14 protein-coding genes and 1 pseudogene are annotated in these 17520 nt (G+C 40.0%); 8 read left to right on the top strand and 7 right to left on the bottom strand.

The window, feature by feature from the left end:
• Nucleotides 1-90: 90 nt before the first annotated feature.
• On the top strand, nt 91-1080 hold the full coding sequence (locus tag UABAM_RS05425; RefSeq protein ID WP_151966984.1) for a hypothetical protein: 990 nt from the start codon (nt 91-93) through the stop codon (nt 1078-1080).
• Here UABAM_RS05425 and UABAM_RS05420 read toward each other — a convergent pair whose 3' ends face one another.
• On the bottom strand, nt 1081-2484 hold the full coding sequence (locus UABAM_RS05420) for a sodium/proline symporter (protein ID WP_151966983.1): 1404 nt from the start codon (nt 2482-2484) through the stop codon (nt 1081-1083).
• Between the two features lie 242 nt (nt 2485-2726).
• On the opposite strand from UABAM_RS05420, the gene UABAM_RS05415 reads away from it, so the two are divergent.
• A complete protein-coding gene (locus UABAM_RS05415) occupies nt 2727-4010 on the top strand; it encodes a M28 family metallopeptidase (protein WP_151966982.1) in 1284 nt (427 codons plus the stop codon).
• Nucleotides 4011-4124: 114 nt separating this feature from the next.
• Entirely contained in the window at nt 4125-4679 is a 555-nt protein-coding gene (locus tag UABAM_RS05410) for a hypothetical protein (RefSeq protein WP_151966981.1), read from the top strand.
• Nucleotides 4680-4712: 33 nt separating this feature from the next.
• Here the strand turns inward: UABAM_RS05410 and UABAM_RS05405 are convergent, their stop codons facing one another.
• From UABAM_RS05405 to UABAM_RS05395, 4 genes and pseudogenes are all read right to left on the bottom strand, one after another.
• Complete coding sequence (locus tag UABAM_RS05405; protein ID WP_151966980.1) at nt 4713-5315, bottom strand: hypothetical protein; 603 nt, start codon at nt 5313-5315, stop codon at nt 4713-4715.
• A gap of 91 nt (nt 5316-5406) precedes the next feature.
• On the bottom strand, nt 5407-6285 hold the full coding sequence (gene truB, locus UABAM_RS05400; RefSeq protein WP_151966979.1) for a tRNA pseudouridine(55) synthase TruB: 879 nt from the start codon (nt 6283-6285) through the stop codon (nt 5407-5409).
• Between the two features lie 13 nt (nt 6286-6298).
• Nucleotides 6299-6502: pseudogene (locus UABAM_RS34120) on the bottom strand (hypothetical protein); the annotation flags it as partial.
• 12 nt (nt 6503-6514) lie between these two features.
• On the bottom strand, nt 6515-6718 hold the full coding sequence (locus tag UABAM_RS05395) for a hypothetical protein (RefSeq protein ID WP_151966978.1): 204 nt from the start codon (nt 6716-6718) through the stop codon (nt 6515-6517).
• 250 nt (nt 6719-6968) lie between these two features.
• Between UABAM_RS05395 and UABAM_RS05390 the strand changes: the two genes are divergently transcribed.
• From UABAM_RS05390 to UABAM_RS05380, 3 genes are read left to right on the top strand one after another with little or no spacing between them, the layout of a single operon-like run.
• On the top strand, nt 6969-7742 hold the full coding sequence (locus UABAM_RS05390; RefSeq protein WP_151966977.1) for a DUF4388 domain-containing protein: 774 nt from the start codon (nt 6969-6971) through the stop codon (nt 7740-7742).
• A gap of 3 nt (nt 7743-7745) precedes the next feature.
• Nucleotides 7746-8996 (top strand): Type 1 glutamine amidotransferase-like domain-containing protein, encoded by a 1251-nt coding sequence (locus UABAM_RS05385; RefSeq protein WP_151966976.1) that lies wholly within the window; start codon nt 7746-7748, stop codon nt 8994-8996.
• Nucleotides 8968-9684: a TIGR04283 family arsenosugar biosynthesis glycosyltransferase gene (locus UABAM_RS05380; protein WP_151966975.1), complete on the top strand. Its 717-nt coding sequence runs from the start codon at nt 8968-8970 to the stop codon at nt 9682-9684. Before UABAM_RS05385 ends, UABAM_RS05380 begins: the two co-directional genes overlap by 29 nt.
• 21 nt (nt 9685-9705) lie before the next feature.
• On the opposite strand, the gene UABAM_RS05375 is transcribed toward UABAM_RS05380, so the two are convergent.
• A complete protein-coding gene (locus tag UABAM_RS05375) occupies nt 9706-12012 on the bottom strand; it encodes a protein kinase domain-containing protein (RefSeq protein WP_151966974.1) in 2307 nt (768 codons plus the stop codon).
• A 66-nt stretch (nt 12013-12078) separates the two neighbouring features.
• Nucleotides 12079-13593, bottom strand: coding sequence for a hypothetical protein (locus UABAM_RS05370; protein ID WP_151966973.1), 1515 nt, complete (start codon nt 13591-13593; stop codon nt 12079-12081).
• Between the two features lie 206 nt (nt 13594-13799).
• Here UABAM_RS05370 and UABAM_RS05365 point away from each other — a divergent pair, with 206 nt between their 5' ends.
• Both UABAM_RS05365 and UABAM_RS05360 read left to right on the top strand, forming a co-directional pair.
• Nucleotides 13800-14972 carry an SIR2 family protein gene (locus tag UABAM_RS05365; RefSeq protein WP_151966972.1) on the top strand — a complete coding sequence of 391 codons (1173 nt, stop codon included), beginning with the start codon at nt 13800-13802 and terminating at the stop codon, nt 14970-14972.
• A gap of 73 nt (nt 14973-15045) precedes the next feature.
• Complete coding sequence (locus UABAM_RS05360) at nt 15046-17517, top strand: beta-N-acetylhexosaminidase family protein (RefSeq protein ID WP_151966971.1); 2472 nt, start codon at nt 15046-15048, stop codon at nt 17515-17517.
• Nucleotides 17518-17520: the final 3 nt, after the last annotated feature.

Here is a 17520-nt window from a genome sequence, read left to right as displayed (position 1 = left end):
GACTGTTCGGTAAACAAAACACAGAGATATAAGAATCTACTGTATTATCTTTTTCTCTACAATTATTACGCTAAAGTGTTGGGAGTGAATATGAGATTATTTATTTTAATTCTACTAACTTTGAATATTACAATTTACAGCCAAGAACAACCACAACAAAATCCAAAAGAAGACGTTGCAAAAAAAATCGATGCAAACAGTGTCGAGAAAGGCGACGATGTTGACGAAGAAAAAAATAACAAAAATTTAGAAGCGCATGAAAACAATAAGGGTGAAGATCGCGAGAAAAAAGACGAACAAGTAGACAACAACAAGTCAGACGAAAAAAACAAGGGAGCGAATCGCGAGGAAAATGACGAACAACAAGTGGAAGTAAAAGAAAAACCCAAACCACAGCGCCATCGCATTATCGTTATTGGCAAATTAGTCAAAACCAAACCTCTTACCATGAAAAAACCAAGTGAATACGTTCTCGAAGACGACATGCTGTATAAGGGAGCCGATTACTACGTGGGAGATTTATATATTCACTCCACAAAAAAACGCGATCTTTCTGACCTCGAAAACAGAGTGGTGATGGTCCACGGGTATTTAGAAAAAGATTTAAATAAAGTTTTGGAAGTGATAGGGGAGTGCCCCGAAAACTACGGGGAGCAAGAGAGCATGCAGCAAATAAGGTCTGACTGGGTTGATGACGAAACCGGTTATTCCATAGGGCATAGCAGCACCGAAGCATTGAAGCAAGTTTCTTATGTTCGCTACTACAAAATACAAAAATGCAAAGGTTTTCGTGCAAAGAAGTATCTTGATAGCAAAAAAGTGGAAATCATTTTCCACAATCATTTGCGTAAATCAATATCGGATCTAAAGTTGGTCGCGCATTATGAGTCGGTGTTTGGTAAGCCTGTCCCAATGTATCAGGACAAGAAAATCGCTAGTCTCTCTCCCGGAGAGAAGGCATCATTTGTTATTCCTATGACAATTGCATCCATCAAAAAGTATCGTTTACATGCGGTAAAAGCATGTGCTGATGCCAACGATTTACACATTGACATCAACGAAATTATCGAAAACGAATAACTATTTTTTTGTACCACGGTATGCAATAACTGTTGCCAAGACAAAAGGTAAAATTCTATCGATGTATGTTCCTTTTGTTGCGGGAATACTGTATCCTACAACACTTAATGTAAAACCCAGTAACATGGCAATAAGCGTCGCACGAGGAGTAATTGGTCCGCACAATAACCGCACAATTAAAATAGGGCCAAACGCTGCTCCCATAGCTGTCCATGCAAATAAGACGCGATCAAAAATTTCTTTTGTGCCAAAGATCGCAAGAAAAATAGCGGCAATGCTAAGCAAAAATACAACCACACGTGCTTGGGTTAGGGATTGTTTCACGCTTGTTTTTTCGCGATGCAAGCGTAAGTCATGTGTAAGAGATGAGGCAGCAACGAGGAGTTGACTGTCTGCTGTCGACATAATTGCCGATAAAATGCAGGCAGTCATAACTCCAGCAATTACCGGGGAAAATAAATTATTGGTGGCCACAAAAAATATTTTTTCCTTATCGGGTATTGTATCAAATAACACCCTTCCACACAATCCTAACAATATCATTCCACTATACACGCAAACGGCCCATAGAATTGCAATTCTCCGCGCATGGATGAGGGCTTTTTGATCCTTGAGTGCCATAAAACGATTTACGACATGAGGTTGTCCCGGATAACCAAGCCCTATCCCCAGAAGGCCCAATACGAATCCAACAGCCGCGGAAGGTAGCATATTGCGTGTCAAACTCATATAGCCATCGATGTCCACTTGGGGAAGCTGTTGCACTAAAGTGGAAAATCCACCAACCTCTACAAGTGCCGCAATAGGTAAAATAATAGCGGCGGCGGCCATAAGTAGACCTTGAAGAGTGTCAGTAATACTCACAGCCCAAAATCCCCCCATGAGCGTGTAAAATATAATAATCGCTCCACCAATCACAACGCTTTTGTCGTAAGAGATGTCAAATGTGGCAGAAAATGTTTTTCCTGCTGCCTGAAACTGCGACGATATGTAAAACAACAAGGAAAAAGCAATAATAATGGATGCCACTACCGCGATCGAATACTTCGGCGGAGTATCTCGTGCAATCACCTCCGTAAGAGTTAAGGAATTTGTTTCATGACTTAGAGTTTGCAATCGCGGAGCCACAACATACCAATTGAGAATAAAACCTCCCACACAAGCGGGGAATAACCATATCGCCGAGATTCCCCAGGCATAAGCAGCTCCACTCACACCAAGTAAAGTCCAGGCAGATGAAGAACTTGCCGAGGCGCTAATCGCAGAAACGACAGGACCTAAGGTCCGTCCACCCAAATAAAAGTCATCGGTGTCATTTGTTTTGCGACTTGTCAATATACCGATGGCAACTAAAATTATTTTATACACTACTAGAGTAATTACAATCGTCGTTTCCCTAGACATAAACTCTCCTCAATTTTTGGGATCGGGAACGGGATCGGGTTCGGGATCGTATTACAATTTTAGCTAGCACAAGTCGTTCTTTTTTGTGACATTATGCAAAAACCTATCCCTGATCCCCTCTAATAATCTTGTAAAAAGATGTATTTTCTGGTAACTTAATAGTATTGCTGATGACAAATGGATAACCACTTGTCATTCACAATAAATGAATAATACTTTATCTTATATGGAGGTTAGAGTATATGCAAAAATATACTATTTTGTTAATAACTTTGTTATGCGCTACTTTTGTTGTGGCAGAGTCGACAAAAGTGCACATTTCAGTTATCCAAAAAGGGAGTGTTGATAACTACTTGGCGATGATGTCAAATGAAAACTATCAAGTTATCGCCACAAAAAACGCAGTGGAAGATGCAATGAGAGCAACCACTGTGGATATAAAAGAAAACGAAACATTGTTCTTCGTTGAATCTTTTTCGCACATGCAGCCTAAGCTAGAAGGTGAAGTGGCGCGTTTAGACAACATTATCGTTGTACAACTTCCTATCCCCCCAACAGGACATAGTCACTATCCTGAAAAGCCAGAACTGTACATGAAGCACATTCCAATGTCGGAAAATGAAGGTGCTGTTGTCTTGAAAAACATTACACGAGCCACAGGACCAAATCCTGGAGACTTGTTTCATTTGTCCACACACAATGTCAATATTGATCGCAATTTCCTCAAACAAAAATTGGAAGAGCTTTCTGGAGCCGTCCCCGTAACAATCGGTGGTAGTACATTTCGCATAGAAGAAAGACGCTCTTCAACAGGAAGAATGCGTGCTCGTGCTTACCTAACAAGAGAATTCCAAAAGATCGGCTTTGAAGTACGTGAACATTCATATACACAAAGCTGGTACCAAGGAACAAACCTTGTGGCAGAGAAAAAAGGTAAAAATGCCGATAAATTTCTTATTATCTCCGCGCACTATGATACAGTAAGTACTGCAGGTGCTGACGACGATGGTACAGGAATCATTGGTATACTCGCAATTGCCAATGCATTAAAAGATATTCCTTTGGATTATACATTGCGCGTTGTATGTTTTGATCAGGAAGAAATCGGACTAGTGGGCTCTCAAGCGTATGCTAGAGACTTAAACAGTTCTGGTGAGCTTAACAACATGATTGGGCTTATTCAATTAGAAATGATGGGATACGATCGCGACAACGATGGAGGTTTCCACGTAATCGATTGTAACGAAAATACTTCGGCGAATTTATCCGATACAGTTATCAAAACAGTTATTGCTTCAAAGGTTAAGTTGGCAATGGTTCCTGCATGCACCAACCGTAGTGACCACGCCTCTTTTTGGAGATACAATAAACCTGCTATTGTTATCTCGCAAAACTTTTTCGGCGGAGACTCCAACCCTTGTTACCACCGCGGATGTGATGAAGTGGCAAATATCGACTATACATACATGCAGAAAATCACTGACTCCGTAGCACAGACCGTCAGAAATATCATAGCTAGCAAATAGTTATAACTTTTAGCAGACATGTTCTGTGGAAAACTTTCTTCAAATATTCCACAGAACATGTTCCAAAGTTCCCCTTACCCAACACCGCAATTCTTTCAAAGTAAGAGACACTCCATGGATGACAATAAATACGAATTATTTTTTTTATCCGATCTGCGAAAAAAGTCACGTTACTCAAAACGTTATGAGCGCGATTTTCAACTCGTCCTCGATTACATATTTACCCGAATAGACTCGATCGCCGAAAATTCAACATCACAGTTTAATAAGTTTATTCAAATCTTACGCCGTTTTATTCCCAAATTTTTGCTGGTAACGATTCTCAATCGCTTGCGTTATGATTCGATTGTCGGTATAAAAAAAGACGATGACGGAAAGCATGTGTACTGTATGATTTCGTTTCAAAAACATCCGGCACGTAGTATGATCGGGATGTTTGATATCTATGTGAATCCGAAAGACCGTGGGCGGCATCTCAAAAAATTTAATGCGATGGCTGAAATGATTGATACATTATGTAAACGCTATCGCAAAAATGGTTATGTGTATTTACAATGTGGAAACAATGACACAACACGCAGTATTTTGCGAATTTTTAAGAAGATGTGCAAAAGGCAGTACCCTGATATAGGGGTAGATGTGGAATTGTCGCGCATTTTATTGGTATAAAAGATCTGCCATGGCAGATCTTTTATGTAGTAATTACTTCTGTTGCTGAAGTTTTTTTTGTTGTGCTTCTGCGACTTTATTTTTCGCATTTTTCTTGGCAAGACGCGTATTTTTTGCTCTGCGTAGATTTCTAACTTCAGCGGTTAAGCGTTTAAATCTTGACTTGCGACTGGCAGTCATTTTGTTTTCGAGACTTTTTCTCAAAAACGATTTGAACGATCTCTTTATCACACGACGTTCGATAAAGTCCATTTTTGATAACTTTCTCAAACGCGCATCGCGAAACTCTTGCTCATTTTGTTTGGTTGCACCACCAAAGAAAGAGTTGCCATCAACCCCAGGATTTTTAATTACTTGATTTTCTGGAGGTGAAAAATTATCGAAAACATCGCGAGTCGGTCTAAAAATTTCGCGATCGATTATTTTATCGAAAATGGCTTCTTCTTTTAGGAATCTTTCTTCCGCTTCAAAAATTCTTTCTTGGCCTTCAAATTCTTGGACGCGCTTAAGTTCTTGACGTTCAAAACCTTCTATGGCTTGCAATTCTCGAATTCTTTCAGCTGGTGCTTCTGTTTGAGCCTGAGTTGCAATTAAAGTAGCAGAGATCAGTACAACGATCATGATAAAACGGATCATATGTTACCTCCTTCTATTTGCAAATTGAAGTTACTTCCCTCAAGTATAACGACATGCAGGTAAAATAACAAGATTTACTTGTAGAAAGTATTTACGATGCCTCATCGATCAACAACTTCCGCGACGCGACGAAGCCGTCGCCAATTTTGGCAATAGCAATCACACGATCATTTATCCATAAAAATGCCGGGGATGAAAACTGTTGTTCGGTTATATTGGGTACCGCTATTTTTTGTCCATGGCATATCCGACGTAAATATTTGTCTTCTAGATCAATACGTGGATAGTCGACAACAATTTTTTCTAACGGTAATATTGTTTCCGGTGAGACGTCCTCTATTTTACTCGATTGGTTGATGTCGAATTGCCCTACTTGAGTGCGATGCAATTCGGTGACATAACCGCCCACATTTAAATCTTCACCTATATCACGGGCTAAAGAGCGAATATAAGTTCCCGATCCACATTTTACTCTGAGTTTTAGATGCGGATAATCGTATGCGAGAATTTCAATCGCATGAATTTTGATTTTCCGCGACGGCATAGACACATTTTCGCCATCCCGAGCGCGTTTGTATGCTCGCTTCCCTTTTATTTTGATCGCACTATAACGAGGTGGTATTTGTTCTATTTCACCTACGAATTTAGCAACGCTTTTTTCTACGTCGTCTCTATGACAAGGTTGTGCTTGTTCATTTTCATGAATAGGGCCTTCGCTGTCGTCTGTTTCTGACGTTGCTCCCAAAAATACACAAACTTCGTATTCCTTATTGTCCAAAGTTAGGATATCTTGTAATTTGCGCGCTTGCCCACATAACAATACCAATAAACCTGTCGCAAGAGGGTCAAGGGTTCCCGTATGACCCATTTTGCGGCAATCAATGGCTTTTTGCACGTTAAATAACGCCTGACGCGATGTGATGCCGAGAGGTTTATCAATAAGTAGAAAACCATTTTTTGCAAAGGACATAAAAAACTCCAGGCTATTTTAGAGTTTTTATATACTGAAAAACTTCTGGGCCCCCTTGTTTAACTAACTCGCCAGAAGCAGAGTATACTTTAATATGCGGTAGAGATCGTAAACCGTATTGACGACTCACAGGAGAATTCCAACTCTTTACATCCACTTTACAAAGTGCCAAAGATCCGTTTGCATTTACAACTGCCTCAACCTGAGGAGTTAAATTAACGCAAGCACCTCACCACTGTGCTCCAAATTTAAAAATGGTGTATTTACCGGGGACAAGATGATCTTGCACATTAAATTCTTCTGAACCTAGCGATGTAATGGTTCCATTACCACCTGTAGAAGAATTATTATTTGCCGATTGTTGATTTAGAATGACACCAACGCAAATACATATTATGCAAATCATTGCAAAAAAGTACGCTTTGTTATCCATTAATTTCTCCAAAAAAAAATCCAAAAATTTTCCTATGTTTTACACATAAATCATATATACTTTGATATTGCAAACACAAAATAATATTCATGAGGAAGTCTGACTAGGGTGTGTCATCAATTAACCTTTATTCACTATTTAGCTCTTGTAATTTTAGAAAAGTATATTTGTCACAAAGCAATACAATACTCTACAATATTTTCTAAAATTATGCGATAGTTTGTTAGGGGAAAAGCACGGAGAGAGACATATGAGGCGTGAACTCACAACAAAAAAAATTGCAATACCACTAAGAGATCCATTTATCGAGCATTTGCTAAAAACAAACGTTTTAACTAAAATTCAAGTGTTTGAAGCGTTTAAAATCCAATCGGAAATTAACAAAAAAATAGGCGAGGTGGCTGTTGAAGAAGGATTAATGCACGACGCGGATGTCGAAAAAATTCTCAAAGTACAGTCAAAAATAAAAAAACATTTCGGCAAGCTGGCCATGCAAATGCGTTTAATTTCGGAAAAACAACTTGAGTTTTTATTAGAACAACAGCAACGACATTATGTTACGCTACTTGAGGTACTTATACACGAAAAAATGATTTCTTACGATGAATGCTCCAAACATTTGTTGTATTACAAGACGCAAAATCCACATTACCACATTTCTTTGAAAGAAGACGAGGAGCAAAAGCAATTTAAACATTCGCAACTCGAAGATAGTATTGTGGGGGACATTGGAGCCTTCAACCTAGTACCTATTTTGCAAATTGTGGCGATGTATGGAAATAGTGGCGTTTTAAAAATATACGATACGCAAAAAAATATCGTGGGGAAAGTTCATTTACACAACGGCAATGTCGCAACATGTACTCATGATGGTTTAGAAGGCAAAAAAGCTTTTTTCTCTATTTTGAAATTGAGTAAAGGCCGCTTCGAGTTTGTACAACAAAAGGTGGAAGCGAGTTCATCGGAAGGTCAGATAGAATATTTACTGATGGAATTTGCCAAAGAAGTTGACGAAGAAAGGTAAAAAATGATCGGTAGTATTCTCTTTAACGGTAATGTCATTCGCGAACAAGATTTTATCTATCAATTTGCCGAACGCATCCTGCAAAGTAACCATATAGATCCCGCAGTAAGAGATAGCAAAAAAGTACTACTTATTACCGCAGCATGGCGCGACAATGAATTTAATGAACAGCATGTAAAAGATGCCATACAAGAAGTAGGCATACAATCAAATTACCAAAATGGTTTTGACAACAATATCCAAAACTTATGTGTGTATCACGAGTGGCTGCAATATTACAAGCACAATCCATTTGCCTGCGACGTTTACAATCAAGCCATCAATACATTACTGAAAATTAAACGTTTTTATCAAGAACGAAATAGCGAATTGGTACATTTACTTCAGCGCCACACAATCATGCTAAAGAAAGAATTCCCCCATCTTTCTTTGGGGCGTATTTTGAATAGTGGAAGTGATGTCATTTCATCGTTAGAGAATACCCAAGAGCTATTTGCGAACTACGCTTGCCGTGAAATCCAAAAAACGCTGGATTATTTAATCGGAGGCGACGAACTACAAGCGCAAATGTCACAAAACATTCAGGAATTTGCCAAGGGAAAATCCGGAGTGTTTGCTGATCATGTTTATCAACAAACCAGACAACAGCTCGTCAATAAAATACTGTCGTCTAATTCCATTTTTATCTTTGGCGGCGATATCGCAACATTGTATCACTCTCTGAGGTTTTGGGAACTTCAGGATGCTCTCAAAGAAGCTTTACTACGTGGGACAAACTTTTACACCGTTTCTGCTGGTTCGATGGTTTTGGGACAAAAGATTATCATTTATGACGACTTTCAAGAACTTCGTGGACAAAAACCGCGTCATTTTGAATTTTTTGACAATGGTTTTGCTCTAGTAAAAAAAATGACATTGTTCCCACACTGCAAAGACCGCATTCAAACGGATGACCCAGACAACTTGGCCTATTTAGCACAACGTTTCCAAGGAAAAGTATGTGTTGGCCTCAACGAAGATAGCTTTTTACTATTGGATTCTCATACTCACAACAATCAATTATATCCGCGTTATACTTCTGTGGGTAAAAAAGATGGGGTGTATGTATTTGATCCTTCTGGACAGAAAATTCGCCTTGACTACGGACAAGAACTACCCGTACCAGGTACCTACTGTTGGCAGCAGCAACAACAAGCTTCTCCGCCACTAGCACAACAGTCCTACAATGGACAAACTCTATGGCGTGAAGATTAAGACACAGATGGATTTTCCCATATCGGTGATTGTTCCCACTTACAATGAAGAGCAATGTATTGCTGGATTCTTGAATGAATTAAAAAAACATCTTTTTGACGAAATAATTGTTGTCGATGGCGGTAGCAAAGACCACACATGTGAAATCGCCAAAAAGTATACACCGAATGTATATGTTTCTCCCTTAAAAGGCCGTGCTGCGCAAATGAACTTGGGCGCAGCACATGCCAAACATGATATACTGTTGTTCTTGCACGCCGACACCTATCTTCCTCACCTTGCAAAATCAGAAATTTTGCAAGGAATTCGCTTAAAAAAATGCGGGCGATTTCGCGACAGTTTTACCCCGGCAAATGGCATCCTTAACTTCTATGCTTTCTTTACGCGTTTCCAATATTTTTCGTATGGTGACCAAGCGTTTTTTGTCAACAAGGAATACTTTAAGCAATTACAAGGCTTTGATGAAGAACGACCATTTGAAGACATCGATTTTTACAAACGTTTGCGTAAAATAACCAAACCATACATTTCACCGTTATCTGTCACGACATCTGCACGACGATTTACCAAAGTAGGTGTTATTAAGCAAGCATTGATCGATTTATTGTTTATCATTATGGTGGAATGTCGCCTGCCAACGACAGTCATCCATAAAACAAAATCATATCTTTATCGAGACATCCGTTAGCAAAAACAACTCAGATGAGGATCATTTTCCATTAACATAATACAACTGATTACCCGCCGTAAAAAACATATCATCTTTTCGAAAAAACGGTAGCGAAATTTCTCCGCGCGTGTTGTGCCTTAATTTCTTCTTTTTTGAAAGTGAAAAAGTAAAAAAGAAACTTTCGAAAGTATTTGGTTGATGCAAGGCGGTGTATATTGTGTCTCCGACAACAACAGGTGTATTCACTATGAAATTTCGATTCTCGCCGACCACTTCAAAAAACTGCAGGCGCACGTCTTTTTTTGTCGTTTTGTGAATAATATGTAAATGTCCTTGTGTACATCCAGCATAAATACTGTCATCTGTAACGGCAACATCAGAGCAAATGGCGCAGCTAGTAGTATAACTTTGTACTACTCTACCCGTGGCACAATGGATCACAATTATGCTTCTTGTCGCATTTATATAAAGTAAACCATTGTGGATCACGTCACTTGTAGGTTTGGGGGCTCGATAGTAGGGGGACTGTTCCATTCTTGGGGGAGTAATAAAATTTGCAATGGCTGTTTTCCAACGCAATCGTCCGTTCGTGTCCACAGCGTAAACGTTATTGGAACTGCGGACAATGATATTTTGTCCATCAAAACACGGGGAAGAAGTGATCAAGTTATTCACCTGAAAAATCTTACTACAAACACCGCCTTCACAATCCATTTTAAGTAGGGTATTTTGCGAAACGATGAAAATGTGATTCTCGATTACAATGGGAGAGAATAATGTGATCGCCGGAGTTTTGAGTCTCCATAGTAAATTTCCGTTGTACATATCAATGGCATATAAATGCTGATCAGCACTACTACATAGTACCATTCCTTTGGCGATTGCGATGAATACCACATCAAGGCTTGTTAAGAACTTCCATTTTATTTCTCGTTTTTTCATATCCCACGCATACGCGTGATTGTCACTACTGCCAAAGTAAACGACATCGTTCACAACAATAGGATGGAAGATGACTTCGAGATTAAGGCTGTTATGAACGTACAGTTGTTGGGGGTTCGCAAAAAATGCCTTAGCCTGACGCGGACGCCCTGAGCGCTGTGCATCGCACATATATGTAAAACTTGACTGCGGCCTTTCACGCACAATATCCTTAGTTACTCTATTCCACTTTCCATCTGTGTAGAGGATGTGAAATTGTAGTTCATTTTTACCATATCTTGCTGGGACACTTAATGTAAATTTTTCGCTTTGCCATGGTATGTTTTGGTCATTTACAAAGATTTTTTTTACCTGCTGTCGTGTAGAAATGAGATCACACTGAATGACTCCGTCTTGGTCCAGCATTTTTACTTGCGGAGTTACATTGCGATGGTACGATGAAAAAGTATTGGCAAACCACATAACAACGGCCACGATGACACCCGCGATCAACGCTTGTTTGTATTTTGCTAATTGGTGGATAATGATTCGTCCTAGGTTAGAACGCCTTGCGGAGATTGCACCACCACTTAAAAAAGAATTCAGATCCTCTGCGAAAGCTTGGGCACTTTTGTAACGATTTACTTTTGTCTTTTCCAAAGCTTTTAAACAAATTCGCTCTAAGTTTTTAGGTATCATCGCTTTAAACTTTGTCGGTGGAGTAGGCGGCTGATTGGCAACTTGGTATAAAATATCCAATGAAGATTTTCCTAAAAACGGCGGATGGCCTACCAGCATGTGGTACAATATCGCCCCTAAAGAATAGACATCGCTGCGTTCATCAACTGCGCGTGACTTGGCTTTTGCTTGTTCGGGAGGCATATACTCCGGGCTACCAAAAACAACTCCGGTTTTGGAAAGTTTTTTTTCGGCATTTGCCACCTTGGCAATACCGAAATCGGTAATGATAGGTTCGGAATCTTTCATCAGTATGTTGTCGGGTTTCAAGTCGCGATGAATAATACCTAGGTTATGGGCATGATCAATACCTTTTGCGATTTTGATCATGATTTGCGCCATTTGGCGATGTGTTAGCGAATGCTTTTTTATGAGTGTTTGCAGAGAACCTGTTTCGATATATTCCATCGCAAAAAAAGGATAACCATTACAGCTGCCGAAATCGTAGACGGCGATAATATTGGGATGTTGTAGTTTGGCAATGGTCTGTGCTTCGCGGAAGAAGCGTGCGATATTTTCCTGATCCATCTCGGCTTTTTTTATAATCTTAATCGCTACGTATCTTCGAAGTTCAGAATCATAAGCTTTGAAAACTTGCCCCATACCACCGCGACCTATTTCATCGATGATATCGTATTTTCCAAAGCGTCTTGTTGTTTTTTCTGGAAATTTTTTCGTCTCGTCCACCACAAACACCTTCAGAAAGTTATGTAGACAAAACTATATTATGCTTTGTCTACGAACAGCTTTAGTTTATAAAACGCCTAATGTTTCGGCCACTTCTGCAAATTTAGTAACAGCGGTTTTTGCTTTGCTGTAGTAATCGTATGCTTTTGCTAGAGCTTCTTTTGCTTGTAAAATAGCGGCAGCACCTTTTTGTGCATAAACGCTTATGGCCAACTCGGCCACTTGGTCATTTTTTTCAAAACGCTTCAACAAATCTTTATGCTTTTCTACGAGACCAGATAACTTTATATCAATAGCCTCTAGTTTCGAACCGCGCAATAACGATTCATGATCATCAATACTTTCGCGAAGCTGTTTCAACTCCGTCATTTTTTTCTCCAAATTTAGCGCTCTTGTCACTAAACCGGCATTTTTATCTTTGAGTTTTTTTAGGTTCTCGCGAATTGCAGACTCGGCTTTTGCCAGTTGCGTTTGTAAACTGATACTCGATTGGTCTTTTTCCAATTCCTGGTAGACCTGCTGAAATTTAACAAGGTCTTTACTAAGCGTTTCTGCTATTTTTTCGGGAGTGGTCAGTAAATTCTTTATTTCCATTGCAATATCGTAAATCGCCTTTGCGGTACTTAGATAAGCTGTGACGTCTGTGCCCCCACTACCGATCAAACGTCCCACTCCAGAAGTGAGAGAAAAGGTTTTTTTGGCAACAGACTTTGTGGTTTCTACTTGGTACTTGCGGTAGCGAACACGCGATCTACGTATCTTCATCCATGTGAAAAGAATAGCTTCTTCCACTTCTACATATGCTTCTTCGATAACAGTTTCCCATTGTTTTTGAGCTTCTTTGCGCGCTTTTTCGGTTTCCTGCTCTAAATTTTCAGCAAATATAAATTCCCAAATTTTATCACCAACACCCTTGTCGATTTCAATGAGTTTTTTCTCTAATTTGTTACGAAGTTTTCTCAATCGTTGTTTGGCGCCAACTCGAATGGTCTTTTTATATTTCTTTAGGGCACTTGATGATAATTCAACAGTAATGTGTAGAGTACCATCTGGCTCTTCCAAATAAGGTGTTTTGTCATCACATTCAATCAAATCAAATTTGAATGTCATTTTTGATTTTTTTTCTTTGGTTACTTCCTCGCGAAAATCGACGATACTTTTCTCCAAGTCATCTAAATTTTCAACGAGTGTTGCCGCCGCTTTTTTTTGCGGGGAGGTTTTCGATTCTTTTAGCAAGTCATCTTCAATAAAGTTTACGTATGTATCTTTGGCTTTATTGAATTTCTTGTAAGCCTTTTTGAACGACTTAAACGTTTTGATAAAATTTGTTCCAGCAAGACTCTCATCTTCAAGAGAGTTGTAACATCTGTCGAGTTTCTTTAGAGATGGTGTCAGGCTCGCTTTTTTAAACCCTAAAAACTTTTCACGTGGACGGCTTTTTTTACCTACTTCATCTAAGTATTTATTTTTGATAATTTCCCAGTTGTCAAGCCATATACCTAATTCTTTGTAGTCTTGCGCTGATAAAGAATTCATAAACATACTTAACAGTATGACTACAACTAAGTAACGCAGTTTCATCTTTTTCTCCTAAATATCTATAAATGAATGAAGCATATGTGTGAGCAATATTATAGAAAATTTTTGCGATGAGTACGCTTAGAAAATTTATTTTGTACTTTTCATTGAAACCACTCTTTCGCTAATATAAATGGAAAGAAAAAATCGATGAACGTAGTCGCGGCGTGCGGCACTTAAAAAATTGGGACTATTTAGAAAGGTCACGAATGGATTATTTAGAACATCTACAACAGGCATATCGACACAAAAACATTACCTTGTATTTGGGAGCGGGCACTTCAATAGCCAACGGCCTACCAAGTTGGGAAAAGTTAGTTTTGGCCATGTATTTTTCTGTCATTGGCGAGCAAAAAATGAAGGGGTGGCGACCACTACCTAACTATCTATTTGCGATTTCAGAGTGGTATCTTTCGCAAAATAACGAGCCCTTAGAAATTACGGTACGCAAATTACAAAAATACTTTTCGAACGATGAAGAAGGGCAGCGAAAATTTCTCGATAGAATGTATAGCACTTTGTACAGTGGTCTACTCGACGAAAACGGTTCGCCAGCAGAGGATTTAAACAAAGATTCACTGCGTAACGGAAATCCTACTCTAGATGCCATTGCCTATTTATGTGAGAAATCCACGTCCTCTCGCGGAATACAATCTGTAGTTACTTACAACTATGACGACTTTTTAGAAATTGCTCTAGGAGATTCTCCTGCGGAAAGCATTTTTACGCGTAGTGTACCCAATTTACAAAGTCTTCCAGTTTATCATGTACATGGCTTTATTCCCATTCGTCCCGATTTGCCGCGGTCAACGATAGATCAGTTGGTATTTACCGAAACACAGTATAATCGAATGGCAAGTAATCCCGATCATTGGTCCAATAAAGTGCAACTCAATTCCATGTCCAATTCTGTTGGGGTGATGATCGGTCTATCTTTGTCAGATCGCAATATGAGAAGATTGTTGTATGCATCAAAAAGTCAGGGCTCGCAGCCGCGAAACTACGCTTTGCTGCAAAGACAAAAACTCAATATCACCACGCAAGCTCTTGAAGATATCAACAACCAAGCGATTGAATACATGCACAATTTTTACAACAGTGGTGCCAAACGCGACTTCTCTTCGAGTTTGTTAGGTCCAAATCGCATTGGGGTAAAAAGTGCGGTGAAGAGAAAATCTGCACGTCCCGTGGCCGTAAAAGCAGCGACACCGGATTCAGAAGGTGAACCACGTTATCGTTACGAAATACGTGGCATCATTCAACAAGTGGAAAAACTAGATTTTGAACAACAAGAATTCGTCATGGATGAGTTAGGTGTTCATCCTATTTGGTATGACCACCACGATGAGATTCCTGAAATCCTAAAGCAAATAGCTACGTAAATTATTTTCGTAGACTATTTATATGCGATATCTTAAGATATAACGTATATAACTTATAATGGGAGGTTTACTTATGAATAAAAAGTTTTTACTGTTAGTACTGTGTTGTTGTATGAGTTTTTGCTTTGCAAAAGAAACACTACTACTTAACTTTGAAAACAACTTCAGCTCTATACCCAAACAACGCATAGAGCATTTAATCTCTTCCGTAGCAAAAGATCAGTTTCACATCGTTAATGGTGACCCGCAACTTGCGCAAAGTGAAATTGTCATTACCATGGGAGATACTTTTTACGCAAAGAAAATTATTGCGCAATTCGAGCTAGATCAGCTTGGATCAGAAGGATTTATCATTCGCACGCAGCAAATAGACGGTAAACACGTTATCGCAGTTCGCGGTAACATGAACACCGAAAAAAACGTGTGTGCTTCCTCAAAAGTTAACATTGGCCTTTTGTATGGGGTTTACAGTTTATTAGAGGAAATGGGTTTTGGTTTTTTGCATCCTTTAGAACCTACTCTACCACAAAAACTAAATATCCCACGACAAATCGATACCCAACAAAAGCCATATTGGCCTATTCGCGCTTGGCACTTACACACGCAACATCCACTGGAACTTACCGACATGCTAAACGGCTGGGGACCTCAAGGACCCGAAGATCGCGTGGGTTGGGAAAGTACATTGCCAGAGTGGGATGTCTTTCTTGAATGGATGATCGCCAACAAACAAAATCGCGTAGAATGGGTGCTCCTTATGGCGAGTTCTTGGCAACAATTTGCTGATAGTCGCGAACGCCAAGAAAGATTAAAAATACTTGTTGAGATGGGTCACAATTGGGGAATAGCTGTAGGGGTAGACGCGCCCATTATTCTACGTCAACAGCACTCGTGGCTTATGGTTAGACAAGTGGACGGAACCGAAATACAGCAAATCCACAATGCGATTGATTGGCTACACCAAGCTGGTTTTGACTATTTTGAAGTCGAAATGGGTTTTAGCGAATTCACCCATCCCACTTCGGAAAAGATGTTGAGTTGGATGAACGCTGCGAGTATGTACGCGCAAAATACCTATGGCAAAAGAACGTATGTCAAAATTCACTGTTCGCAACACCAAAAAGCCGAAGGGTATAAAGATCCTGAAACAGGAGAAGATATAAATTTTAACTTCCTACCTTATTATTGCGACCAAAGCATGGGAGTTTTACCACATACCGTACAGTTTTATTCCCTAACAGACCCTGCTCCTACTTATAATGGAAAAGATTTTAGCGAAATACGTCGTTATATGCAAATGGAAGCGGGTAGACGTGAAGTTCTTTGGTATCCCGAAACGGCTTACTGGGTGAGCTTTGATATCAACGTTCCCATTTTTTTGCCTATTTATGCCGAGAGACGCTTTTTTGATTTGCGCCTCATCGCCCAAGATGAACTTGATGGTAAAATGGGGCGTGGTGCACATGCCGGTTCACGTATCCAAGGTCAAGTTAACTTTTCCAGTGGTTGGGAATGGGGATATTGGTTAAACGACGTCGTTACCGCACGAACTTCGTGGGACCCAATGATCGAAGAGAAGAACCACGATGTGGCCCTTGCGAAGATGTTGCAAAAGATCCTAGCACCGTTAGGAGACGGTTCTCATTCCGCGACACATACCATTATACGTTTAATCAAGGCACAAGCAGATTTGCTGATCTTTGGTAAGGTAAACGGTAAAAGTCCGAAAAGTATTGAAAAGCGCAATGGAACGGCTTACATTCAAGGATACGACACGTGGATGGATATGTCGAACCTTACCGATGCTGTTGTGGTATGTCCAAAGAAAAAAGGGCTTATCGATATGCGCAATCCTATTGATGACCCTCCTTACGACGCCGAAGTGAAGCCAGTACTTCGCGCCATGGACGAAAGATTTAATGCCTTAGCCGATGAATTTGCCATGGTGAGAGGAAGTGTTTCTCCGAGTGGCCAGAAAATCTATGACGAGCTCAACGATGCCATCCGCATTACAGCGCTACGTGCGCGACAAGTGCATAATCTGTATGAAACAGTAGACGAAATTATGGACAACGCCTGGAGCGGTGAGCTTGGCAAAGCGCCACAACGTCTAGCGGAAGCACGAAGGTGTTTAGATAAGGCCAAAGTCGTCGTCCGCCGTCAGGAACAACGTTATCGCGTAGACCTACATCGCATTGCCGGATGGCGATATAACCCTACGGCATACCACTATGGTTACCTATGGACCGCACACTCTTTGGTGTATTGGTGGCGTGATGAAGGGAAAGCCGTTGACCAACCCGCCAGCCCAGGCTATTTGAATTTCATTGATCCAGTAGACGTGGCAAATGGCGAAGGTGAATGGGTCATTGATGATGACATCCCCATCATTGGTGGATTGAATATCACACAATTGCGCAAGGAACTGATCAAAGCTTTTGGGAACGATAGTTTCTTAAAAGAGCTATTGACACGACCAAAAGAAGAACCACAATATCCACAAAATAATCTACGTTCTAGACCGGAATGGTGCCAAGAGTGGTAGAAT

Source organism: Candidatus Uabimicrobium amorphum (assembly GCF_009002475.1).
GTDB lineage: Bacteria > Planctomycetota > Uabimicrobiia > Uabimicrobiales > Uabimicrobiaceae > Uabimicrobium > Uabimicrobium amorphum.
The sequence above is the reverse complement of the archived record's forward strand: the minus strand, read 5'-3'. Positions and strand labels throughout refer to the sequence as shown.

Coding starts and splice junctions, on each gene's coding strand:
- UABAM_RS05380 (WP_151966975.1), top strand. CDS start 8,968: ATGGACAAACTCTATGGCGTGAAGATTAAGACACAGATGGATTTTCCC.
- UABAM_RS05385 (WP_151966976.1), top strand. CDS start 7,746: ATGATCGGTAGTATTCTCTTTAACGGTAATGTCATTCGCGAACAAGAT.
- UABAM_RS05390 (WP_151966977.1), top strand. CDS start 6,969: ATGAGGCGTGAACTCACAACAAAAAAAATTGCAATACCACTAAGAGAT.
- UABAM_RS05365 (WP_151966972.1), top strand. CDS start 13,800: ATGGATTATTTAGAACATCTACAACAGGCATATCGACACAAAAACATT.
- UABAM_RS05415 (WP_151966982.1), top strand. CDS start 2,727: ATGCAAAAATATACTATTTTGTTAATAACTTTGTTATGCGCTACTTTT.
- UABAM_RS05405 (WP_151966980.1), bottom strand. CDS start 5,315: ATGATCCGTTTTATCATGATCGTTGTACTGATCTCTGCTACTTTAATT.
- UABAM_RS05395 (WP_151966978.1), bottom strand. CDS start 6,718: ATGGATAACAAAGCGTACTTTTTTGCAATGATTTGCATAATATGTATT.
- UABAM_RS05420 (WP_151966983.1), bottom strand. CDS start 2,484: ATGTCTAGGGAAACGACGATTGTAATTACTCTAGTAGTGTATAAAATA.
- UABAM_RS05370 (WP_151966973.1), bottom strand. CDS start 13,593: ATGAAACTGCGTTACTTAGTTGTAGTCATACTGTTAAGTATGTTTATG.
- UABAM_RS05360 (WP_151966971.1), top strand. CDS start 15,046: ATGAATAAAAAGTTTTTACTGTTAGTACTGTGTTGTTGTATGAGTTTT.
- UABAM_RS05410 (WP_151966981.1), top strand. CDS start 4,125: ATGGATGACAATAAATACGAATTATTTTTTTTATCCGATCTGCGAAAA.
- UABAM_RS05425 (WP_151966984.1), top strand. CDS start 91: ATGAGATTATTTATTTTAATTCTACTAACTTTGAATATTACAATTTAC.
- truB (WP_151966979.1), bottom strand. CDS start 6,285: ATGTCCTTTGCAAAAAATGGTTTTCTACTTATTGATAAACCTCTCGGC.